Genomic DNA, 21526 nt, shown 5'->3' with positions numbered 1-21526 from the left:
CTCAGCCCGCCTCGATGACCGCGGTGCAGCCCGCCGCGTCCCGACGCTGCTCGATCAGGTCGACCACGGCCTGCCGGTTCTCGATCCTGGCCGCCGACTGCGCATCCGGGTTCGCCTGCTGAGCGGCGATGAAGTTCAGGTTGTTGCGCAGTGCCGTGTCCAGCCCTTCGCAGGACTCGCCGGCACTGCCGGCGCCGCCGGTGTCGATGGGTTGGGCGACGACCTCGCCCGTGCAACCGGCCACCTCACGACGCTGCTGGATCTGCGCCACGACCGCCTCCCGGTTGGCGATCCGCGCCTCCGACTGCGCATCCGGATTCGCCTGCTGGCCGGCGATGAAGTTCAGGTTGTTCTGCAGAGCGGTGTCCAGCCCCTGGCAGGACTCCGCGGCCGACGCCTCGTCGTTCCCACCGTTCAACGCGATCGCGCCAACGGCGATCCCCGCGGCCGCGACCAACGCGGCCAGCCCGAACGTCGCCCGCTTCTTGTGCCGGCCTTTGGTTCCGATCCGGGTCATGCACCACTCCTCAAGGTCGTTCCTGCGCGTCAACCCAGGAGACGGGCAACCGCCCAGCAGTGGTTCACACCAATCGACGCCCCTGTCACGTTCGGCGCCCGCGCGGGCTCATGTCCATGAGCCTTGACGAGGGGATGATGTGACCGATGGACGAGACAGAGTGGCTGGCCGAGCGTTTCGAGCAGCATCGGCCCAGGTTGCGGGCGGTGGCGTACCGGATGCTGGGTTCGGTGGCCGAGGCGGATGACGCCGTCCAGGACGCCTGGCTTCGGCTCAGCCGGTCCAATACGGACGAGATCGACAACCTCGGCGGCTGGCTGACGACCGTCGTGGCCCGAGAGTGCCTGCACATGCTGCGTTCCCGGCGGCAGCGGCGGGAGGAACCGCGCCTGCCAGAGCCGGTCGTGGTCATGGACAGCGATCTCGACCCCGAGCAGGAGGCGTTGCTGGCCGACTCGGTCGGACTGGCCCTGCTCGTGGTGCTCGACCGGCTCAGCCCGGCCGAGCGGTTGGCCTTCGTGCTGCACGACATGTTCGAGCTGCCGTTCGACGAGATCGCCGGGATCGTGGGCCGCACGCCCGCCGCCGCACGCCAGCTGGCCAGCCGGGCACGACGCCGGGTGAACGGCGCCGAGATCCCCTCGCCCGACCCGGATCTCTCGCGGCAGCGGCAGGTGGTCGACGCCTTCTACGCGGCCTCACGGGCCGGCGACTTCGACGCCCTTGTCCAGGTCCTCGACCCCGACGTCGTCCTGACCTCCGACCTGGGGGCAGACCGACAGCGCGTCGTCATCCGCGGCGCGGCGGCCGTGGCCAGACAAGCCCGCGGCCCGCGCGACGGGCGCCTGCATCCGGTGCTGGTCAACGGCGCGGTCGGCGCGTTGATCACCGTCCACGACCAGCCGTTCGCCGTGCTGGTCTTCACCGTCGTGAGGGACCGGATCGTCGCCATCGACGGGCTCCGCGACCCCCGCCGGGTCCGCCAGTTCGCCGACGCCGCGGGTTTTTCTCCGCCGCCTGTCACATCGCCTGCGCGCGAGGGCTCATAGGGGCGACAACATTCTTCAGCACCATGGAGGACACCGTGGGACCACGGATTCCCGACGTCAACACACACCTGCCCCAGTTCCGTGAGCTGGCCGGCACACTGGTCAAGGCCGTCACCAACGGCGCGGTGCCAGCGACCACGAGCAGCCTGGTCTACCTGCGTGCCGGCCAGATCGTCGGCAACACCTACCACGTGATGCGACACTCGGTCGACCTGCGGAAGGCGGGTGAGTCCGAGGCCAGGATCGCCGCCGTCGCCACCTGGTGGGACGCCCCCTACTTCACCGACGCCGAACGAGCCGCACTGGCACTGACCGACGCCGTCTTCCAGCCCGCCGCACGCGGCACGGAACGCGTACCGGACGACCTGTTCGCCGAGGCCACGAAACACTACGACGACAAGGCCATGGCCACCCTGCTGGTGATACTCGCCTCGGCCGGCTTCTGGATGAACGTCGCACTCGTCAACAGGCCGGACCCCGTGCCAGCCTGACCGAGGCGTCAGTCCGCTGGCGAGTACAGGCTTCTGACCGGGGGTGGGATGTCCGTCGACCTGTCGATGGACATCCCATGGCCAAGCCGTTCGTTGTCCTCGCGGTGCGAGGACCGTGCCGGCTCGCCGGCCGCGAGCAGAGCCAGCTTGCCGACACAAGCAGAGCCTCGCTCTTACCCTGCCCGCCCCGCCCCTGCCCGCTCCGCCCCTGCCCTGCCTGCCCAGCCGCCCGCCGCTGCCCGCCCGCCCCACCTCGCCCGCTGCTGCCCTTCAACAAAATCGGACATCTATATAGTTCATAGGAGCTTTTTGGTCGCAGCCTTGGGGGAAGTAGATGAAGCATCAGGATGAACCCGACTCAGCTACCACCGAGAACGAGGCGCCCAGCGGATCCGCCCAGGCCGGGCAATGCGGTGAAGGACGCCTTCCTCGCGCCGATCCGGGCGCAGGCGAGCGTTCACGAAAACGCAACTCGCAGGGGCCGAACGCGAGACTCGCGGGGGCCGAACGCGAGACTCGCGGGGGCTGAACGCGAGACTCGCGGGGGTTGGTCAGGTGAGGCTGGTGCGTAGGGTGTTGATCCTGGTCAGTGAGGCGCCGAAGGCGTCGCTGTCGAGGGTGCCGTTGGTGAGGGCGGTGGCCAGGGCGTCCGCCGCCTGGTCGCCCTGGGTCACGTCTCGGGCCGAGGCGAGGATGAGGTCGTTGCCGGCCGTGGCGGCGAGCACGGCGCGGTCGCCGGCGGAGCCGTAGTCCCGCAGGGCGTTGGCCTCCAGCGCGTCGGTGATCGTCACACCGGTGAAACCGTTGCGGGAGCGCAGTTCCTGCTGCACGACGGTCGCGGACAGCCCCGCCGGGCGCGCCGGGTCGAGCGCCGGGTAGGTGGCCCACGAGAGCATCACGAGCTTCGCGCCCGCCGCGATCGACCGCTGGTACGGCGCCTCGTCGACGCTCCGCAACGTCGAAAGCGGCACGGTCAGCGTGACCGGCCGGATGTCGGTGTTGTCGGTCGCGTTCGCCTTGCCCAGCCCCGGAAAGTGCTTCACGGTGGCCGCGACACCCGTGGCCTGCTGCGCGGTGACGTAACGCGCGCCGAGGTCGCCGACCACCGACGCGGTGGCGCTGAACGACCGCTCGAACTGGTCCATCAGATCGCCTGGCGCGTGGAACACGTCCAGCACCGGCGCGAGGTTGACGTTCATGCCGACCCCGGCGAGGTTCTCCCCCGCTGCCCTGCCGGCGGCCGTCGCGGCGTCCGCCGGGTTGGCCGACGACCCGATGTCCTTGTGGGACAAGGCAGGCTCGCCGGGCAGGCGGCGGACCATGCCGCCCTCCTGGTCGGTCATCAACAACAGCGGCCTCGGATTGGGGCTCTGTGCCGCCGCGGCTCGGAGTTGTTGCACCACACCGCGGATCTGCGTGGGGCTCGAGACGTTCTCACCGAAGAAGATGACCCCGGCCGCCTCCCCCGCGCGAATGCGGGCGAACAGGCTCTCCGGCGGGACGAGTCCTGGGTACGAGTAGATGATGCGCTGGCCGGCCGCCTGCCGTGCCACAGCGACCGCGTCCTGGTTGTCCGCGGCTGTGGCCCCACCCCCGGCGAGCGCCACACCGAGCAGCGCCATGAGCACCCGACGACGCAGCATCGCACCACGATAACTCATTGTGCCGACAGATTGAAACTTTCTAACTTACGGACCGGGAAAATCAGTCGCTGGCACAGCGCCCGCTAGAGTTCCCTTGTGGACGTCATCAGCGTACCCGTCGAGCTCGCGCTCCTGCTGGCGACCTGGCCCGCACCGGACCGGGACGAGCAGGCATTCCCCTTCGTGACGGTGGACGCGGACGGGTTCCCGCACGTCATGTTGCTCTGCAACGCCGAGCTGCTCGCCACCGACGACCGCGGCGCGCTGCTCGTCGCGATCGTGAGCGCCAACGCGCGGGCCAACCTCGACCGCAACGGGGTGGCGACCCTGATCGCGGCGGACGGGGCGGCCGCGCACTACGCCAAGCTGCGCGTGCACGACACCGAGGAGCACGACCACTTCACCGTCTATACCTGCCATCTCGTGTACTACAAGCGTGACTCGCTCGGCATTCCCTTGCGGCCCATGGACTTCCACGCCACCAAGGAGATCGCCGAGAACGAGCGGTGGGCCACCACCCGCACCGCGCTGATACGCCGCGCCGGCGAGTCCGGTTAGTGGACCTCCCCGACGACCTGCCGGTCGAACGCCGTGCGGCCGTTCGGCTGGTGGTGCTCGACGAGCATGGCCAGATTCTCCTGTTCCACACACGTTCCCCGGAACACCCGGAGTTCGGCCTGTGGTGGGAGCTGCCCGGCGGCGGGATCGACGACGGCGAGTCCTACGTGGACGCCGCCGTCCGCGAGCTGCGTGAGGAAACCGGCCTGACGGCCACGGGCATCGGCCCCCCGAACTGGTCGAGGACGGCCACCTTCCTGAGCCGCGGCCGTCGCCGCGTCCAGGACGAGGTGGTGGTCACGGCCCCGGTGGCGGGCGTGGCGCCGGCGATCACCGTGAGTGGCCAGCTCGACTACGAGCTCGACGCCTACCTGTCCGCCCGCTGGTGGCCGGCGGCGGACCTGGCCGCGACAACCGAGCGCTGCTACCCGGGCCGGTTGCCCGAGTTGCTGCCCGCGTTCCTCGCCGGCGAGCGAATCGACGAGCCCTTCGAGATATGGTCATGATCGTGACCACCGTACGCGTCGCACATACCGCCGACCTCGATGCCGTGACCATCGCGGCGATCCGTGACCTGTTGGAAACGGCGTTCGAGGGCGACTTCGACGAGGACGACTGGGCGCACGCACTCGGTGGCATGCACGCCACGGCCTGGGCGGGCGCTGAGCTGATCGGACACGCCTGCGTGGTCCAGCGTCAGTTCCTGCATCGCGGCACGGCGCTGCGCACCGGTTACGTCGAGGCCGTCGCCGTACATCCCGACCGACGCCGCCACGGGATCGGCGGGCTCGTGATGTCGCCGGTGGAACGCATCATCCGCGCGGCCTACGACCTCGGTGCGCTGGCCTCGTCGGAGATGGCCGTCCCGTTCTACGTGGCGCGCGGCTGGCAGCAGTGGCAGGGGCCGTCGTCGGTGGTCGCCGTGGACGGCCTCACCCGCACGGAGGACGAGGACGGCGGGATCTTCGTCCTGCCGGTCGTGCCGGTGGACCTCACCGCCGGGCTCGCGTGCGACTGGCGAAACGGCGACGTCTGGTAGCTCTAACGCTCCGCTTCGTCCTCCGGGACCGCGCGCTGTTGCTCCCGCACGTCCGCCGGGTCTGCCTCGAGTGTGCCGACCGGGCCGAGGATGTCCTCGTCCTCCGGCACCACCTCGGCCTGCTGCTCCATCACATCCGCCTCGTCGGCGAAGGGGTCGTGCTCCATCTCTTCCAGTCCCTCCGACTGCTCACTCCAGTGCAGCAATCCGATCGTCATGGTGAGCGCTCGGCGAACGGTGTCGAGGCCGCTGCGACGGTCGACACCGCGCACGGCCAGGTCGAGCTGGAACGACGCGTCGTCCGGGCTCCCGTTCAGCTCGGCGAGCATCGCCCGGATCGTGGCGCGGACCGGTGGGTCCAGCTCGTCGATGCCGACTCGGTCGTTGTCGTCGTCGCGCAGGTCCACCGCGAAGGCCGCATTGCCCTCGAACCGGCCGGCGGTGTGCCGCACGGCCGCGGTGGCGACGTTGATCAGCTCGGCGACGACCTCCCGGACGTACGGGCGCAGCTCACCAGTCGGATGGTCGACGACCGTGCCCAGCGTCTCGGTAAGCCTGCTCGAGTCGGCTTCGAGTACACAGTGGACCAGTTGGTGAGCGGTGGCCCGGGCTTCCGGATCCTCGGTCCGCATCGTTTGCCCTCCCCTCGGCTACACAATCACTCGCAGGGTGCCCCCGGAAGCCGGTCGCCAAACATGGCGGTGGCGGCCGGGCTTCGCCCGACCGCCACCTGTCAAACCCGTCCGCTACCAGCGGTACCAACGTCCGCCGGTCCCGCCGCCCGCAGGCCGGCGGATGACGAAGCCGAGCAGCCACAGCACGAGCAGCACGCCGGCCACGATCCAGAGTGCCTTTGCCGCGAACCCGACACCGAAGAGGACGAGTATCAGTAACAGGACCAGAACCAGGGGAAGCATTGACGTGCCTTTCTCTTGTGTGCCCGCAAATGGTGTTACCCGGGGAATAGACACACGAAACGCCACGAGGGGGCGGTTTTCCACCAACGTAAACGGGTAACCACGGTCCGGAACACCGGACGGGAAAAGGTGCATAAGCCATGGACAGCAACAGCTATGTGGCGTTCCTCGTCATCGGGACCATGCTGGTCCTGCTCGACGGGCAGATCATCCACCGCAACGGCCGCCGTTTCCTGCAGCAGGCCACGCCCAACGCACCGGCCAAGTCGCTGACGACGCTCGTGTCAGTGTTGTTCCATCTCGGCACGCTCGGTGTCTTGGCGCTGCTCTCCACGATCGACTTCCCCACGGACACCGAGATCAAGGGCATCGTCCTGCGGCTCGGCATCATCCTGATCGTTCTCGGTATCGCGCACTGGATCGCGGTGTCCGCACTGGCCCGTATCCGCGAACGCGAGAACTTCGAGGAAGTCAACCACGAGCGGGAGGCACGCCGAGTGGCCAACGAGGCGGCCATGCGCGCACAGGGCACCAACGTGCCGGAGCCGACGGAAAGCCCTGCCTACAGCGGTGAGAGCGCGACCGCGATCGTCAACCAACAACGCCCATACCCGCAACGCTAGTCGCGTCGAACAACGCGCTGACCGATTCGCCGTTGTGAATGCGGCGCATGGCTTCGGCCAGCGCGGGTGCGATAGACAAAACGGTCAGCTTGTCGGAGCGCTCGGCCATCGGAACGGTGTTGGTGCAGACGATTTCCGTGACGTCTGCCCGGCCCCCGATCCGGCCGAGCGCTCCGGCGGCGAACAACCCGTGCGTGCACGCCACCCGGATCGACCGCACGTTCCGGTCCCCCAGCTTCGACAGCAGTTCCAGCACCGTGCTCCCCCTGGCGATCTCGTCGTCGAGCACGATGACGTCGCGGCCGGTCACCTCCCCGATGATCGAGGTGATCTCCACGCGGTCGTCGCTGAACCGCTGCTTGGCCCCGGCCGCCACCGGCACCCCGAGCAGCCGCGCGAAGTGCGACGCGGTCTTGGCGTTGCCGAGGTCCGGCGACACGACGACGGTGTTCGACAGGTCGTAGCGCCTGAAGTAGGCGGCGAGTTCCCGCAGGGCGTGCAGGTGGTCGACGGGCACGCTGAAGAAACCGTGTACCTGCGGCGAGTGCAGCGTCATGGCGAGCACCCGGCTCGCGCCGGCCGTGACGAGCAGGTCGGCGACCAGCCGCCCACCGATCGAGATGCGTGGCGCGTCCTTTTTGTCCGATCGGGCGTAGGCGTAGTGCGGCAGCACCACGGTGGTGCGCGCGGCCGACGCCCCACGCGCGGCGTCGAGCATGAGCAGCAGCTCCACCAGGTTCTCCTGGACGGGCGTGACGAGCGGTTGGATGAGGAACACGTCCCGCTCTCGACAGTTCGCCTGCAGCTGGACCTCGAGGCAGTCGTTGGCGAAGCGCGTCACCCGCACCGGCCGCAGCGGCACCTCCAGGTGCTGGCAGATCTCCGCCGCCAGTTCCGGATGCGCGCTACCACTGAAAACGGCGATCTCCCGCACTGCCTCTCCTTTGCTTCGGGGTGCCGAGAGTAGCGGCACGGGTCGCCGGGTCGCCTGCCAGAATGAGCCACGTGAGTGTGCCGGACAGACAGTTCTTGCGGATGGTGGACAAGCTCGCCGAGGTGACGCGGGCACAGGCGCGGGACTACACGTCGTTCAGCGTGGGCGGCAAGCGGTTCGGCTACTACTGGCCCCGCACGAAGACCGTCGGACTGAAGCAGACCCTGTCCGAGCAGCTGGCGCTGGTGTCCGAACGCCCTGACGTCTTCGAGGTCCAGTTCACCGCGGGCGGCTTCGGTTGGGTCGTGGTCTACCTGCAGCGGATCGACGCGGACGAGCTGACCGAACTGGTCTACGAGGCGTGGCGCCTGACCGCGCCGGAACAACTGGTGGAGGCGAACCCGCTGCGGCGGCGCTAGAGCAGGCCGCGGTCGCGGGCGTAGATCGCGGCCTGGGTGCGGTCCCGCAGGCCGAGGCGGCCGAGGATGCGGGAGATGTGGTTCTTCACGGTGCCTTCGCTGAGGAACAGCCGGGCGGCGATCTCCCGGTTGGTGGCGCCGGCCGCGATGAGGCGCAGCACCTCGGTCTCGCGGCTGGTCAACGCGTCCGCGGGGGCCGGTGCGGGGTGGGTGGACAGGGCGGCCGCCACGTGCCGGGCCGCCGCGTCGTCGAGCTGTGTCACGCCGGCGTGCGCGAGCCGGACCGCCTCGGCCAGTTCCGCCGCGGGCAGGTCCTTGAGCAGGTAGCCCGCGGCGCCGGCACGCAACGCCTGCACGACGTACTCCTCGTCGTCGAAGGTCGTCAGCATCACCACCCGGCAGCCCGGTGCGCGGCGACGCAGGACGGCGACCGCCTCGACGCCGTCCATCTCCGGCATCCGCACGTCCATCAGCACCACGTCCGGGGTGAGCGCCAACACCTGTTCGACGGCCTCCCTGCCGGTGGCCGCCGTGCCGACCACCGAGATCCCGGGCTGGATGTCGAGCAACGACGCGATGCCCTCCCGCACGAGTCTTTGGTCGTCCACGACGAGCACCGACACAACGGGGGTCACGACGGCACACCCCCTGTTGTCGGCACGGACACCGCGACCCGGGTGCCGGCGCCGGGTCGGCTGTCGACCGTCACCGTGCCGCCGAGCAGCGCGGCCCGTTCACGCAGTCCGAGCAGCCCGTAGCCGGCCGGCGGCTCGGCGGCGTCGAAACCGCGGCCGTCGTCGGTGACCACCAGCCTGGTGTCGGCCGCGCCGAACGCAACGGACACGGTGACCTGGCCGGCCTTGCCGTGGCGGTGCGCGTTGGTGATCGCCTCCTGCGCGGCCCGGTACAGCGCCGTGACCGTTGCCGCGTCGACATGCCGCTCCTCGCCGTCGACCGCGAGCGTGGCCCGTGCCTCGGCGGCGAGCTCGGTGAGCGCGTCGACCAGGCGTACCGGTTCCGCACGCAGCGTGCCGACCGAGGCGCGTACGTCGGCCAGCGCCCGACCGACCGAGCGCCGCGCGTCGGTCAGCGCCTGCCCGGCGACCGTCGAGTCCCGGTCGGCGAACGCGGCCGCCTTCTCCAGCTGTATCGAGATCGCGGTCAGGTGGTGGCCGAGGCTGTCGTGGATGTCGCGGGCCAGGCGGTTGCGTTCGGCCACGGCGGTTAGGTCGGCGATCCGTTCGGCGGCCCGCCGTTCCCGTACGGCCACGTCCGCCATGGCGAGCGCCAGCACCAGCCCCAAACCGAACATGAGCACGTCGGAGACGTAGTTGACGTCCCGGTACCAGTCGGGCACCCACACCGCGAAGCCACCGGCCAGCGCCACGAGGCACACCGCGCCGAGCACGAGACCCACCGCACGTCCGAAGGTCAGGTACGCGGCGAACGGCACGAGCACGAACAGCACCCGCGACAACCCGGACTCGTCGAGCGCGGCGACCGCGACGTACAGCGCGAGCCGCGCGACCAGGAGGATGACCGGCATGCGTGCCTCGACCGCCTCAAGCACGAACAGGGCGGCGATCCCGGCGACGAAACCGCCGAGCCGCACCGGGTCGGCCGGGCCGAGCCCGGTGAGGGCGTAGTAGAGCCCGGCCAGCAGCACGATCCCGTACACCGCCCAGGACACGATCCGCGTCACTCGGCGAGCCTACGACGCCGACCCCCGCCGACCGCGCCGACCGCGCCAAGTGTGGCCGGACGGCACGTGCCGTCCGGCCGGCTGATCGTTGGCCGGCCGGCACTTCCGCCACGCGTGGCGCCGTCCCTACCGTCCGGAGCCACGAAGTCCTTACTTCCCAAGGAGATCCTGATGCTGACCAAACTCGCCGCGTGGTCCGGCGTGGCCGCCGGCCTGTGTATCGCGCTCCCCGGCGCGGTGGAGGCCGCCACCGGCGAAACCGCGGCGACCAGCTTCGTCATCGGCCTCGCCCCCGCACTCGCCGTCCCGCTGCTGCCCGCGCTCCAACGACGGCAGGGCCAACGCGGCGCGTTGGCCTACCTCGTCAACGCGATCGGCCTCGGCCTGTTCGGCGGCGCGGCGTTCACCCTGAACATGGCGCTGTTCTACCTGGACGACGCCACGGTCGCCACCCTCCTCGACGGCCCGACGATGGTGGCGCTGCTGGGCAGCGCGCTGGTCTTCGCGGTGGGCTCGGTGCTGTTCGGCGTGTCGATGGTCCGTTCCGGTGTCCACCCCCGCGTCCCGGCGGTGGCCTACACCGCGGCGTTCCCGGTGCTCGCCGTCGCCGCCCGGCTGCCTGACACACCGCTCACCAGCGTCGTCCACGTCGTCGCGGGCGCGTCACTGATATGGCTGGCGGTGGACCTGTCCCGCGTCGGCGCCGACGACCCCGAGTACGTGGTTCGGGTGCCGGGCAGGCCGCGCTGACCGAGGCCTCGACGGCGCTCGCGGCCGAGCTCGGCTCTGGCCATCCGGCCGTGCTCGCCGCGCGGAGTCGCGGTGGATCGAGTGTGACATCGAGCCACCGGCGACCTGACCTGCCACTGCGGAGATCATCACTTTGTCGGTCACGGGGTGTGGCAAACCTGACCTCGCAACGTATCGTCTAGGTGAAACATCCGTTCGGCGAATACCGAAGGGGGCACGGTGGACCACACCTCCATCGATCTGGGGAGCGATCTCGCCGACCTGACCGACGTGCTGCTGGACGACCTCCGCACCGTCGAGGACACCCCACTCGCGCATTCCATCCGCAGGATTCTGGAGGAGAGCAAGGACGGCAACGCCTCGGTGGTCGCGGGCCACGACACGCACATCTGAGTCCCCCGATGATTCCCATCAACGAGTACGTGGTCAAAGTGGCGAGCCGGTGCAACCTCGCCTGTGACTACTGCTACGTCTACACGATGGCCGACCAGAGCTGGCGAACCCGCCCGCGTTTTCCCTCCGATGAAACCGTGGCGGTCACGGCGCGAAGAATCGGCGAGCACGTGCGGACGCACGGGCTCGCCGATGTCTCGGTCGCGTTCCACGGTGGCGAGCCGTTGCTCGCCGGCGCGGAGCTCATCGCCGAAGTGGTCCAGGCCATTCGAAACGCGTGCCCGGCGGGTACTTCCGTCGAGGCACGGGTCCAGACCAATGGCGTGCTGCTCGACGAAGCGTCGATACGCGTCTTCCGCTCGCATGGTGTGCGGGTCGGGGTGAGCGTCGACGGCGGCCGGACACAGCATGACCGGCACCGTCGCTACCACGACGACCGGGGAAGTTGGGACGACACGGCCAGAGCGCTGCGGCTGCTGCGGGAGAACCCCGACGTGTTCTCCGGTCTGCTGTGCGTGATCGACCTCGCCAACGATCCGATCGAGGTGTACGAGTCGCTGCTGGAGTTCAGTCCCCCGGTGGTCGACTTCCTGCTGCCACAGGCGAACTGGCTGATTCCCCCGCCTCGCAACGGCGCGGCCGCGCCGTACGCGGACTGGCTGATCACCGTGTTCGACCGGTGGTACGGCGCGCCCCGGCAGGAGACCGGCGTCCGGCTGTTCCAGGAGATCATCCACCTACTGCTCGGCGGACAGAGCAGCTCGGACCAGGTCGGCCTGAGCCCGGTCGCCTACCTGGTCATCGACACAGACGGCTCCTTCCAGCAGGCCGACATGCTGAAGTCGGCCGCACACGGCCAACCCGAGACCGGGTTCAACGTCTTCGACCACACAGTGGACGCCGTGCTCACGCACCCGGAGGTGCGCGCGCGGCAGGCCGGTGTCGCGTCGCTCGCGGACGCCTGCCAGCGTTGCGTATTGATGCGGGTCTGCGGCGGCGGGAACTACACGCACCGCTTCGGCCAGGACCACGGTTTCCGGCACCCGTCCGTGTACTGTCCTGACCTGACCCGGCTCATCAGCCACATCTCCGGCCGAGTCCGGTCGGACCTGGCCGCTCGGACCGCTCGTTGAGCGGGTACCACCGTCTTCCGACGTCCATCTTGGACTCGCTGTGCGGTGGCGGCGATCGGTCCGAACAGGACATGTGGCAGGCCGCGCACGTGAGCAAGCGGATGGCGCAGCTCCGCGCCATCCTCGACACCGTCGACCCCGACACGGCACACCGCGCGCACCTGCTGGAGAACTATCGAGCACTGGCCGATGTCCAGCGCCAGCAACGACACTGGGTCGCCGAGTTGCTCAGCGGTCCACAGGTGGGGGCCTGGGCCGCGCAGTGCCTCCGGCATCTGTCCACCGAACCAGTCTCCACCGAGACTCCACTGTGGATCCACCTCGCCCATCTCGGCTCGGTGGCGGCATCGGCCGCACAGCAGAAAGGGCTTCGAGTGCGGGTGCGAGTGCCCGTGCGTTCCGGTGCCGTCCACTTCCCCGCGCTCGGCCGCGCGCTCTGCTCCCAGCCCGGACCCGCGTTGGTGGAGTGCGTCACGGGACCGGACGGCATTCTGCTGGACGGAAAGCCGCCCATGTCCTGGGAGCCAGTCCGTCTACTTCGGACAGAGGCGGACGGCGTGACACTCCGCGTCCACGTCGACGACGTCGATCCCTACTGGGACTCGTTCAGGCTTCCGGTCACCCGCCTGACCGACGACGAGCTCGACACCTGGCGCACCCGGCTGGACGCCGCGTGGCAGGTGCTCGCCGACCGGCATTCGCACCGGTTGCACACGATGGCCGCGGCGATCCGCTGTCTGGTGCCGGTGGCGCGTGCCGGCCAGTTGGGCGGGGTGAGCGCGAGTTCCTCGGACGCGCCGGGCGCCACCGTGCTCACCGAGCCCGTGAGCCCGGAACGGCTTGCCGCGACGCTGATCCACGAGTCGCAGCACCACCGGCTCGCCACGTTGCACGATCTCAAACCGCTGTACACGACGCCGTCCCGGCAACTCCTCTATTCACCGTGGCGCAACGACCCCCGACCCCTGTCCGGTGTCGTGCACGGACTCATGGCGTTCTTCGGAGTCGCCGACTTCTGGTCGCGGGAGCGCACCGGCCCGACGACCGAGCTGGAGTACGCACGACACGTGCGGCAGCTGCGGGTCGCCCATCGCGTGGCCGCCGGAGCGACGGAGCTGACGCCGCTGGGCGCCGCACTCGTCGACGCGCTCGGCGAGGCGGTCGACGCCCTACCGGTCGACATCGGGCCGCCGGAGGTCCGCCGGATCGCCGACGACCTCGTCACCGAGCATCGAGCGAGCTGGCGGCTGTGCAACGTGGTTCCGGACGAGAGCGCCACGCGTGCGGCCGTCCTGGCATGGCGGGGCAGCGGATCCGCGCTGGACGACCTGGTCGAACACGCGGGCACGCCGAGGCATGCCGACCCGAGCGGAGACAACCCCTTCACGCGGGTGGCGATGGCCTGGCTCGAGAACGCGTCCGAAGTGCGGGCTCTGGCGGCGGACGAGGAGCTGTTCGCGAAGCGGTTCCCCGGCGCGACACCCGGTGACCTCGACCTGGTCATGGGCGACTACCCGGCCGCACGTGACGACGCACTCGCGAGGGTGGCCGGCGGCGCCACCGACGACCGCACCTGGGCGACACTCGTCGTCGCACACGGCCACGCCTGCGCGGTGCCGGAACGATCGCCGCTCGTGCGTTCGCCGGAGCTGGTCAGAGCCGCGTTCGCCGCGATCTCACCGGCCCACGACACCGCTCCGCTGCTGGCGTTGATGTCGCGCTACGAGGCCGGCACCTCGATGTCGGCCTCCATCCGGCGGTAGGCGTTGGCGTTCAACGTCTCCGGGTGGTCACGGCCGAGCTTCGACCGGAACAGCGGGAAGATCTCTTTGCGCAACTCGATCGCCGCGACGCTGTCCCCGGTGGCCTCCAGGTCGAGCGCGTGGTTCGCCGCGCACGCGAGCGTGTACGGGTGATCGACGCCGCGCACGTTCTCCCGGCGGGAGATCGTGAGAATCCGTTCGCTGAGCTCGCGCGCCTCCTCGTGCCGCTCCGCGGCGGCGAGCCCGTTGGCCTTGGTGGTGGCCGCGCACAACGTGTGCGGGTGCTCCTCGCCGAGGATCGCCGTCATCGCGTTGAGCGCCTCGTCGTTGAGCTCGTTGGACTCCTCGACCCGACCGAGCGCCTGGAGCGTGATCGCGACGTCCACCTGGCAGGCGAGCGTGAACGGGTGTTCGCGGAACACCTCACGGTAGATCTTGAGCGCTCGCTGGCCGTAACGCAACGAGGCGTCCAGGTCGCCGGTCACCCGCAGTGAGTTGCTCAATGTGACGAGCGCGGAGAGCGTGTGCTCGTGTGAGCGACCGAACTTGCGCCGGCACGCGTCGTGCAGCTCGTGCGCGTTGTGCAGCGCCTCCTTGTTGCGGCCGAGCTTGCGCAGCAGGATCGTGTAGCCCCGTTTGGCGATCAGCAGGTGTGGATGGTCGGGGCGCTGCAGTGCCTGTTCGTGCATCGGCAGCTTTTCCGTGGCCAGAGCGAGTCCGTCCGCGTACTCGCCGAGCCCGTACAGATCGCGCACCAGGCACGCGTACGAGAACAACGTGCTCATGTTGTCCTCGCCGTACACGTTCACCTTGAGCCGGATGGCTTCCTGGTCGCGCTTGGCGGCCTCGGCGAAGTCACCGAGCATGCGGTAGTCCACGGCGAGGTTGGACAGTTCCCGGAGAGTGTCCGGGTCCAGCTCCCCGAGCCGCACGCGGAGCAGGTCCAGGGTCTGCCCGTCCAGCGCCAGCGCCTCCCGGAACTCGCCGGCGAGCCGCATGTCCTGGGCCAGACCGCCCGCGGTGACCAGACAGTGCTCGTGGTCCGGGCCGAGCGTACGCACCATTCGGTCCAAGGTGTCCTGGCCGAGGGCGCGGGCCTCCGCATAGTGGCCGAGTGAGCGCAGCGAGATCGACAGGTGCCTGCTCGCCACCAGCATGAGCTCGTCGTCCTCACCGCACGCCGCCCGCCAGACCTCGACCGCGCTCTCGCCGATCCGGCGGCTCTCCGCGAAGTCGCCGATCATGAAGTGGTACCTGATCTGGTCGAGCACGACCCGGCGAACCGAGGGTTCCAACGAGTACACCAGGCCGGCCGAGTTCACGTGCGGCGCGATCAGCGAGTGCGCGGGCCAGTTCTCCTGCTTGTCCGGGTCACCCGGGTTCGCGCCGGCCAGCACCGCGTGCGCGTGGCGTTCCATCCCGGCCCGCTCGTCCTCCGGGGTGGCCGCGCGGATCAGCGCGCTCACCAGGTTGTGCACGCGAAGCAGGTCGCGTCCGGCGTCCAGTTGGACCAGCGCGAACCGACCCAGGTCCCGCACAGCACGGCGGACCTTGAGGTCGTCGCCGAGGTCGATGGTCGAGTCGTCCGGTTGCGCGGCCCGGCCACGGGTCAGCAGCGGCAACGCGATCGGTTGGGAGCTGAGGAACGCGCACAGGCGCAGCAGATAGGCCGCGCCCGGGGAGATCTCCCGGACACTGTTGAAGGCCAGGGACAACGTCGAGGCGACGGACTCCGGGTAGTTGGCCGGGTTGCCCTCGGCGAGAATCTGGCTGGGGTTGTCGTGCAGGGCGCGTCGGTACTCGCCCAGCGGGATGCCGGTCTGCTCGTGCATGGCCACGGCCTGCTCGAGCGCCAGCGGGAGGTGTCCCAGGTTGTCCGCGAGCACGCGGGCGTCCTCGTCGCTGAGCCCTTCCCAGCGACCGCGGATCAGCCCGATGCTCTCGTCCGGGCTGAAGACGTCCACCTCGATCGCGTTGGACTCGCTCGCCCAGGTGCGGCTGCGCGACGTGATGAGGACGTGGCCCGCGCCCGACGGCAGGTACGGACCGACAAGACCCGGCTCTGGCGCGTCGTCGTAGATGAGCAGCCAGCGGCCGTAGGGCTCTCCCCGGCGCAGCACGTCGAGGACGTTGTCGACGGTGTCCTGGACGTCGCCGCTCTCCGGCAGGCCGAGCCGTTTGGCCAGTGACACCAGCGACCGCTTGATCGACCGCTCGTCGTAGGCCTGAATCCACCACACCAGCTGGTAGTCGTCCTGGTAGCGGTAGGCGAACTCCATGGCGAGCTGGCTCTTGCCGATGCCGCCGAGCCCGTGCAGGGCCTGAGGTACCAGGGCGGACTGGGAATGTTGCCCGAGAGTGCGCTGGACCTGGGCGAGGATGTCCTGCCGACCGGTGAAGTGCTTGTTGCGGGGCGGCACTCCGCCCCACACCTGGGGGACGGACACGGCCACGGCCCGGATGGGCATCACACGGTTCACTGGGTCGTCGTCTTCCTCGGCGTCGCCTTCCTCGGTGTCGACGACCGATTCGGCGAGTTGGTTCAACGGGGTGACGATTTCGGCTTGCCGCGAACTTCGACAGAGACCGGCGGCGACACTCCCCAGATCGTAATGCTGCGCCAGTTCGTCGATGAGTCGATGTAATTCGACCATGTCGTATTCGGGCAAATGATGCGCCACTCTTTCCAGGTAAGTCAGCAGTGGCACGTACCGTTCACTGAAAAACAGCGCCGAATAGATGTCTTCGGCATTTCCGTTGCGACTGAGCGCCAACAGGTTGCTGTCGAATATCTCGTGTCGCAACGCGTCGGAGACGACGTCGCCCGACACCGAGACCAGGAGAGCCCTGATCTTGCGGTCCAGCGGCGGGTCGACGGGCACCAGCTCGGCGGGGACCAGCACCGGTTGGGGCGCGAAGAGCTCCTCGACCAGCAGGTGGAGCCGGTGCCACTGGGTGGTCGGGCCTCCGACCAGCTTCAGGATGCTCACCAACGTCGGCACTGCATCGATTCGGATGCACGTGCTCACCATCGCCCAGTTGTCGGCGTTGGTGCCGTTGTGGCGGAGCGGGTCGAACTGGCTGCCGAGCTCGTCGCGCAGCTCATCGAGGACGAGTTGCCTCTGCTGCGGATCACGCAGCACCGGAACGGCGTTGAGCGCCTCCATGAGGCGCTCCTTGTCGGCGATGGTCAGCCCCGGTCGGTGCCTGCCATCAGTCGTCTCGTGGGGCACTTGGTCACCTCGACGTGCAGCGATGACGAGAGGGCCGGTAACGCATCGGTCTGGTTCGCAGGCCGCCGAACACCGGTGTGGGGTCACCCACGGTGAACAGCTTTCCAGGCAATGTGTCGCGTCCGACTTGGTGGTCCGTTACAGGACGAACAAGCACAGGCGCTACCCTTCACCATTTTCGGACGTCCCAGTCGAGGCGTGGTCAAGCCCCACACCACTCATACTAGGCCGAGGGGGAAGGCGCCAGCGGACGGCGAGTGGACAACGCCATGTCGCACATTTCCGTTACCACTTTGTTGGCCGGTCAGGCGCGGCGGCTGCCCCACACCAGGCGCACCTCGTCCAGCAGCTCAGACGGTTTGCGCATCGTGGTGCGCGGGAGCGAACTCGTGAACCCGACCGGGTGGCGGACGAACCGTCGCAACATGCGAACGGGTTTTGTGGCAACTCGCTGTTTCAGATCGGCCAGGTAACGGGCGCGGACATCTCTCACAATGGTATGACCGCAGTGCCGGCATTCGGTCACCACCAGAAGGCGACCGGCGTACGCCAGGCGGTGGTCGGTTTCCTCGCCGCAGGACTGGCACAGTAAAACGGCGTTCTCCACGGCGCTCATGTCCGGTACTCCGACGATTCGAGGAACTGTTCGGCGATGGTCAGGTCGTGCGGATAGGTGATTTTGAAATTGTGCTGGTCGCCGTGGACCCAGCGCACCGGCACGCGCGAGTACCGCTCCATGCACGAGGCGGTGTCCGTGCCGACGAACTCCTCGCGCGCGGCCTGCTCGTAGGCGTCGATCAGGGGTGCGGCCAGGAAGCCCTGCGGGGTCTGTGCGCGGATGGCCGCGTCGAGCGGTGCGCCGCTCACGACGTGTCCGTCACCGGCGACGGTCACGATGTCGTCGGCCGGCAGCCCCGGGATGGCGCCGCCGTGTTCGCGGGCCGCGTGCAGCACGCCGGCGATGAGTGCGGGGCTCACCAGCGGTCGGGCGGCGTCGTGCAGGAGGATGGCGTCGACGGTGCCGTCGTGGACGCGGCTCGCGAGGCGGCGCAGCGCCTGGAGTTCCGAGTCCATGCGGGTGTCGCCGCCGTAGACGACCTCCACCGGCGTGTCGGGCAGTTCCCGGTCCAGCACCCAGTCGACGAGCTTGCTGTCCTCCGGCCGGGCGACCAGCACCAGCACGCCGATCTCCGGCACCCTGCCGAACGCGGCCAGCGACCACGACACCAGCCGGCGACCGGCCAGCGGCAGGTACACCTTGTTCATGCCCGCGCCCATGCGCGCGCCCGACCCGCCGGCCAGGACCACACCCGCCGCGTACGGCGCCCTGGCCGTTCTCCTCCGCACCCGCTGGATCATAGGAGTTCCGCGAGCGTCGCGAGCAGCCGCGCGCCGGCCGCGCCGTCGGCGACGCGGTGGTCGACGGTCAGCCCGACCGTGCACCGCAGGCGGACGCCGACGCCGCCGGAGATCGGGACCACCCTCGGCTCGACAGTCCCGATCGCGAGTGCCGTGGCCTGCGGCGGGGTGAGCAGGGCGTGGAACCCGGTCACGCCGAGTCCGCCCAGGTTGGACACCGTGGTCGTGGCGGGTGCGGACAGCTCGGCCAGGCTCAGCCGCCCGCCCCGTGCCCGCTCGACCACGTCGGCGATGCGGCCGGCGAGCTCGCCCGGACTCGCGCGGTCGGGATTGGTGAGAACTGGCGCCAGCAGCCCGTGGCTCGTGTCGACGGCGAGCGCGACGCCCACGTGCTCGTGATACCGGAGCGCGCCGTCGACCCAGCTCGCGTTGAGCTCGGGGTGCCTGCGCAGGGCCCTGGCGAACGCGTGGGTGAGCAGGACCGTCCACCCGTGGGTGCGGCGGACGTCCTCGAGGTCGAGATCGCAGTGGAGGACGAACTGCGGCACCCTCGCGCTGGCCTCCATCCGACGCGCGACCGCCGCCCGGCCGCGGTTCGGCTTGCGGGGCATGACCGCCACATCGGACAGCCTCACCGTGCCCCACGGCCCGGTGGGCGTGATGGTGGCGAGGTCGATCCCCCGCTCGGCCGCGAGCCGCCGGGCTGCGGGCACGGCGGGTGCACGCGGAGGCTCAGGCGGGGCAGCGGGCTCGGGAGGTGGCGGTTCCCGTCGCGGCGGCTCGGTCTCGAACAGGCCTCCCAGCAGCTCGTCCGCTTCCGTGGAGACGTAGGCGATCGGGTCTCCCACCGGGATCACGTCCTCCGGAGCCGCGAGCAGGCGGGTCAGTGTGCCGGCGACCGTGGCCTCGACCTCCATGTCCACCTTGTCCGTGGCCACCTCGCACACCACGTCGCCCGCCTCGACGCGGTCGCCCTCGGCCCGGTGCCACGTCAGGAACACACCTTCGGTCATGGTCATCGACATCTTCGGCATGACCAGCGGGATCTCGTTGGCTACCACCGCGCCACCAGCTCCCTGGCCGACGCGACGATGTCGTCCACCTGCGGCACCGCGGCACGTTCCAGCTGCGGGGCGTACGGGATCGGCACGTCCAGCCCGCACAACCGGGAGACCGGCGCCCGCAGATGGCCGAACGCCGGGGACTCCACGATCTGTGCCGCGACCTCCGCCATGAAACCGCCGGTTCTGGGCGCCTCCTGGACCAGCAGCACCCGACCGGTCGCCGTCACACTGTCCACAATGGGCGCCGCGTCCAGCGGGCGGAGCGTGCGTGGGTCCAGCACGGTCGCCGAGATCCCGTCAGCGGCAAGCTGTTCGGCCGCCGACAGCGCGCGGCTCACCATGACACCCGTCGCGACGATGGTCAGGTCCGCACCGGTCCTTCGGACCGCCGTCTGCCCGAGCGGCACGCGCTCGGCCGACGACGGCACCTCGCCGCTCTGCTTGTACAGCAGCTTGTGCTCCAGCACGATCACCGGGTTCGGGTCGTCGATCGCCGACAGCAGCAGGCCTTTCGCGTCCGCCGGGGTGGCCGGCATGACCACCTTCAGACCAGGCACGTGCGCGAACCACGCCTCCAGGCTCTGCGAGTGCTGTGCCGCCGCGCCCGTGCCGGAGCCGCCCGGCGCCCGCAGGACCATCGGGACGGTCGCCGCGCCACCCAGCATGAAGTGGATCTTCGCGGCCTGGTTCACGATCTGGTCCATGGCCTGGGCGGTGAAGTCCGAGAACTGGATCTCCACCACCGGGCGCATCCCGGCCAGCGCGGCACCGACCGCGGCGCCGACGATGCCTAGCTCGCTGATCGGGGTGTCCCGCACCCGGTCCGCGCCGAACCGGTGCACCAGGTCGCCGGTCACGCCGAACGCGCCGCCGTAGACGCCGACGTCCTCACCGAGCAGGAACACCCGCTCGTCCGCCGCCATCGCCTGGGCGAGTGCCTCCCGCACGGCCTCCGCGTACGTCAACAACCGCTCGGCGACCGCCGTCATGCGTACACCGCCGCGAGCAACGACGACGCGCTCGCGTCCGGCGCCTCGTGTGCCACCCGGACGGCTTCGCGTACCGCGTTGCGAGCGGTGGCACGACATTCCGCGATGTCCTCTTCGGACAGAACGCATGCCCCCTCGAACCGGGCGATCGGGTCGGCCTCGCGCCAGGACTCGATCTCCGCCCTGGTCCGGTAGAGGTTCTTGTCGCTCTTGGAATGTCCCTTCCACCGGTAGGTCACCGCCTCGACCAGCGACGGCCCCTGCCCCGCCCTGGCCAGGTGCACCGCGTCGGTGACGGCGTCGTGCACGGCCTGCGGGTCGTTGCCGTCCACCGTCACGCCGGGAATCCCGTACGCCGCCGCCCGTTCCGAGAGTCGCTCCACTTTGGCCGCTCTGCTCGCCGCCATCGACATGCCGTACTGGTTGTTCTCGCACACGAACACCACCGGCAGGTCCCAGATCGCGGCCAGGTTCACACCCTCGTGCCACGCACCCTCGTTCATCGCGCCGTCGCCGAAGAAGCTCACCACGACCTCGCTGCCGCCCCGCAACGCAACGGCGAGCGCCGCGCCGGCCGCGATCGGCACTCCCCCGGCCACGATGCCGTTGGCACCCAGGTTTCCCGTTGCCACGTCGGCGATGTGCATCGACCCGCCGCGGCCCCGGCAGTAGCCGGTCTCCTTCGCCAGCAGCTCGGCCATCATCGCGTCCAGCCGGGCGCCCTTCGCGATGCAGTGCCCGTGGCCGCGGTGGGTGGACGTGATGTAGTCGCCGTCCCGAAGGGCGAGGCACGTCCCGACCGGCACCGCCTCCTGCCCGATCGACAGGTGCATGGTGCCGTGCATCAGCCCTCGGGCGAACAGGTCGTCCACCGCCTCCTCGAACAACCGGATCGTCCACATTGTCCGGAGTACGTTCGCGGCCGTGTCCGCGTCCTTGACCAGGTCCAT

Annotated in this window: 24 protein-coding genes; 11 read left to right on the top strand and 13 right to left on the bottom strand. The window is 69.7% G+C overall.

The window, feature by feature from the left end:
- Position 1 precedes the first annotated feature (1 nt).
- Entirely contained in the window at positions 2 to 517 is a 516-nt protein-coding gene (locus tag VF106_RS23640) for a hypothetical protein (RefSeq protein ID WP_330841990.1), read from the bottom strand.
- A 146-nt stretch (positions 518 to 663) separates the two neighbouring features.
- Here VF106_RS23640 and VF106_RS23635 point away from each other — a divergent pair, with 146 nt between their 5' ends.
- Together VF106_RS23635 and VF106_RS23630 are read left to right on the top strand one after the other, a co-directional pair.
- Positions 664 to 1566, top strand: a complete 903-nt coding sequence (locus VF106_RS23635) for a sigma-70 family RNA polymerase sigma factor (protein WP_330841989.1) — start codon at positions 664 to 666, stop codon at positions 1564 to 1566.
- Between the two features lie 23 nt (positions 1567 to 1589).
- Complete coding sequence (locus VF106_RS23630; protein WP_330841988.1) at positions 1590 to 2057, top strand: carboxymuconolactone decarboxylase family protein; 468 nt, start codon at positions 1590 to 1592, stop codon at positions 2055 to 2057.
- Between the two features lie 551 nt (positions 2058 to 2608).
- Here the strand turns inward: VF106_RS23630 and VF106_RS23625 are convergent.
- On the bottom strand, positions 2609 to 3700 hold the full coding sequence (locus tag VF106_RS23625; RefSeq protein ID WP_330841987.1) for a glycoside hydrolase family 3 N-terminal domain-containing protein: 1092 nt from the start codon (positions 3698 to 3700) through the stop codon (positions 2609 to 2611).
- A gap of 96 nt (positions 3701 to 3796) precedes the next feature.
- Here VF106_RS23625 and VF106_RS23620 point away from each other — a divergent pair, with 96 nt between their 5' ends.
- The 3 genes from VF106_RS23620 to VF106_RS23610 are packed head-to-tail and all read left to right on the top strand — an operon-like array spanning position 3797 to position 5297.
- Complete coding sequence (locus VF106_RS23620; RefSeq protein WP_330841986.1) at positions 3797 to 4258, top strand: hypothetical protein; 462 nt, start codon at positions 3797 to 3799, stop codon at positions 4256 to 4258.
- On the top strand, positions 4258 to 4764 hold the full coding sequence (locus tag VF106_RS23615) for an NUDIX hydrolase (RefSeq protein WP_330841985.1): 507 nt from the start codon (positions 4258 to 4260) through the stop codon (positions 4762 to 4764). Before VF106_RS23620 ends, VF106_RS23615 begins: the two co-directional genes overlap by 1 nt.
- Positions 4755 to 5297, top strand: a complete 543-nt coding sequence (locus VF106_RS23610; protein ID WP_414639049.1) for a GNAT family N-acetyltransferase — start codon at positions 4755 to 4757, stop codon at positions 5295 to 5297. The genes VF106_RS23615 and VF106_RS23610 overlap by 10 nt, the downstream gene beginning before the upstream one ends.
- Positions 5298 to 5299: 2 nt before the next feature.
- Here the strand turns inward: VF106_RS23610 and VF106_RS23605 are convergent, their stop codons facing one another.
- Together VF106_RS23605 and VF106_RS23600 are read right to left on the bottom strand one after the other, a co-directional pair.
- Entirely contained in the window at positions 5300 to 5929 is a 630-nt protein-coding gene (locus tag VF106_RS23605; RefSeq protein ID WP_330841983.1) for a hypothetical protein, read from the bottom strand.
- 114 nt (positions 5930 to 6043) lie between these two features.
- Positions 6044 to 6214 carry a hydrophobic protein gene (locus VF106_RS23600; RefSeq protein ID WP_330841982.1) on the bottom strand — a complete coding sequence of 57 codons (171 nt, stop codon included), beginning with the start codon at positions 6212 to 6214 and terminating at the stop codon, positions 6044 to 6046.
- Between the two features lie 140 nt (positions 6215 to 6354).
- Here VF106_RS23600 and VF106_RS23595 point away from each other — a divergent pair, with 140 nt between their 5' ends.
- Positions 6355 to 6837, top strand: a complete 483-nt coding sequence (locus VF106_RS23595; protein WP_330841981.1) for a hypothetical protein — start codon at positions 6355 to 6357, stop codon at positions 6835 to 6837.
- On the opposite strand, the gene VF106_RS23590 is transcribed toward VF106_RS23595, so the two are convergent.
- On the bottom strand, positions 6806 to 7771 hold the full coding sequence (locus tag VF106_RS23590) for a ribose-phosphate diphosphokinase (protein WP_330841980.1): 966 nt from the start codon (positions 7769 to 7771) through the stop codon (positions 6806 to 6808). The genes VF106_RS23595 and VF106_RS23590 overlap by 32 nt on opposite strands.
- A 101-nt stretch (positions 7772 to 7872) precedes the next feature.
- Here VF106_RS23590 and VF106_RS23585 point away from each other — a divergent pair, with 101 nt between their 5' ends.
- Complete coding sequence (locus VF106_RS23585; protein ID WP_414639050.1) at positions 7873 to 8190, top strand: MmcQ/YjbR family DNA-binding protein; 318 nt, start codon at positions 7873 to 7875, stop codon at positions 8188 to 8190.
- Here VF106_RS23585 and VF106_RS23580 read toward each other — a convergent pair.
- A complete protein-coding gene (locus tag VF106_RS23580) occupies positions 8187 to 8825 on the bottom strand; it encodes a response regulator (protein WP_330841978.1) in 639 nt (212 codons plus the stop codon). The two genes, VF106_RS23585 and VF106_RS23580, sit on opposite strands and share 4 nt — an antisense overlap.
- The gene (locus VF106_RS23575) at positions 8822 to 9892 is read right to left on the bottom strand and encodes a sensor histidine kinase (protein WP_330841977.1); all 1071 of its coding nucleotides are present in this window, start codon (positions 9890 to 9892) and stop codon (positions 8822 to 8824) included. The genes VF106_RS23580 and VF106_RS23575 overlap by 4 nt, the downstream gene beginning before the upstream one ends.
- Before the next feature lie 171 nt (positions 9893 to 10063).
- On the opposite strand from VF106_RS23575, the gene VF106_RS23570 reads away from it, so the two are divergent.
- From VF106_RS23570 to VF106_RS23555, 4 genes are all read left to right on the top strand, one after another.
- Positions 10064 to 10642, top strand: a complete 579-nt coding sequence (locus tag VF106_RS23570) for a hypothetical protein (RefSeq protein ID WP_330841976.1) — start codon at positions 10064 to 10066, stop codon at positions 10640 to 10642.
- Positions 10643 to 10861: 219 nt separating this feature from the next.
- On the top strand, positions 10862 to 11035 hold the full coding sequence (gene fxsA, locus VF106_RS23565; RefSeq protein ID WP_330841975.1) for an FxSxx-COOH cyclophane-containing RiPP peptide: 174 nt from the start codon (positions 10862 to 10864) through the stop codon (positions 11033 to 11035).
- Between the two features lie 8 nt (positions 11036 to 11043).
- The gene (locus tag VF106_RS23560) at positions 11044 to 12168 is read left to right on the top strand and encodes an FxsB family cyclophane-forming radical SAM/SPASM peptide maturase (RefSeq protein ID WP_330841974.1); all 1125 of its coding nucleotides are present in this window, start codon (positions 11044 to 11046) and stop codon (positions 12166 to 12168) included.
- A gap of 89 nt (positions 12169 to 12257) precedes the next feature.
- The gene (locus tag VF106_RS23555) at positions 12258 to 13931 is read left to right on the top strand and encodes an HEXXH motif domain-containing protein (protein ID WP_330841973.1); all 1674 of its coding nucleotides are present in this window, start codon (positions 12258 to 12260) and stop codon (positions 13929 to 13931) included.
- Here the strand turns inward: VF106_RS23555 and fxsT are convergent.
- From fxsT to VF106_RS23525, 6 genes are all read right to left on the bottom strand, one after another.
- Positions 13889 to 17164: an FxSxx-COOH system tetratricopeptide repeat protein gene (gene fxsT, locus VF106_RS23550; RefSeq protein ID WP_330841972.1), complete on the bottom strand. Its 3276-nt coding sequence runs from the start codon at positions 17162 to 17164 to the stop codon at positions 13889 to 13891. The genes VF106_RS23555 and fxsT overlap by 43 nt on opposite strands.
- Positions 17165 to 17468: 304 nt before the next feature.
- Positions 17469 to 17780, bottom strand: a complete 312-nt coding sequence (locus VF106_RS23545; protein WP_330841971.1) for a hypothetical protein — start codon at positions 17778 to 17780, stop codon at positions 17469 to 17471.
- Positions 17777 to 18523, bottom strand: a complete 747-nt coding sequence (locus tag VF106_RS23540) for an IspD/TarI family cytidylyltransferase (RefSeq protein WP_414639048.1) — start codon at positions 18521 to 18523, stop codon at positions 17777 to 17779. Before VF106_RS23540 ends, VF106_RS23545 begins: the two co-directional genes overlap by 4 nt.
- Positions 18520 to 19584 (bottom strand): dihydrolipoamide acetyltransferase family protein, encoded by a 1065-nt coding sequence (locus VF106_RS23535; protein ID WP_330841969.1) that lies wholly within the window; start codon positions 19582 to 19584, stop codon positions 18520 to 18522. Before VF106_RS23535 ends, VF106_RS23540 begins: the two co-directional genes overlap by 4 nt.
- A complete protein-coding gene (locus tag VF106_RS23530) occupies positions 19578 to 20576 on the bottom strand; it encodes an alpha-ketoacid dehydrogenase subunit beta (RefSeq protein WP_330841968.1) in 999 nt (332 codons plus the stop codon). The genes VF106_RS23535 and VF106_RS23530 overlap by 7 nt, the downstream gene beginning before the upstream one ends.
- Positions 20573 to 21526, bottom strand: a complete 954-nt coding sequence (locus tag VF106_RS23525; RefSeq protein WP_330841967.1) for a thiamine pyrophosphate-dependent dehydrogenase E1 component subunit alpha — start codon at positions 21524 to 21526, stop codon at positions 20573 to 20575. Before VF106_RS23525 ends, VF106_RS23530 begins: the two co-directional genes overlap by 4 nt.

Source organism: Actinophytocola sp., from assembly GCF_036378875.1.
Taxonomy (GTDB): domain Bacteria; phylum Actinomycetota; class Actinomycetes; order Mycobacteriales; family Pseudonocardiaceae; genus Actinophytocola.
This window is presented reverse-complemented; position numbering and strand designations above follow the sequence as displayed.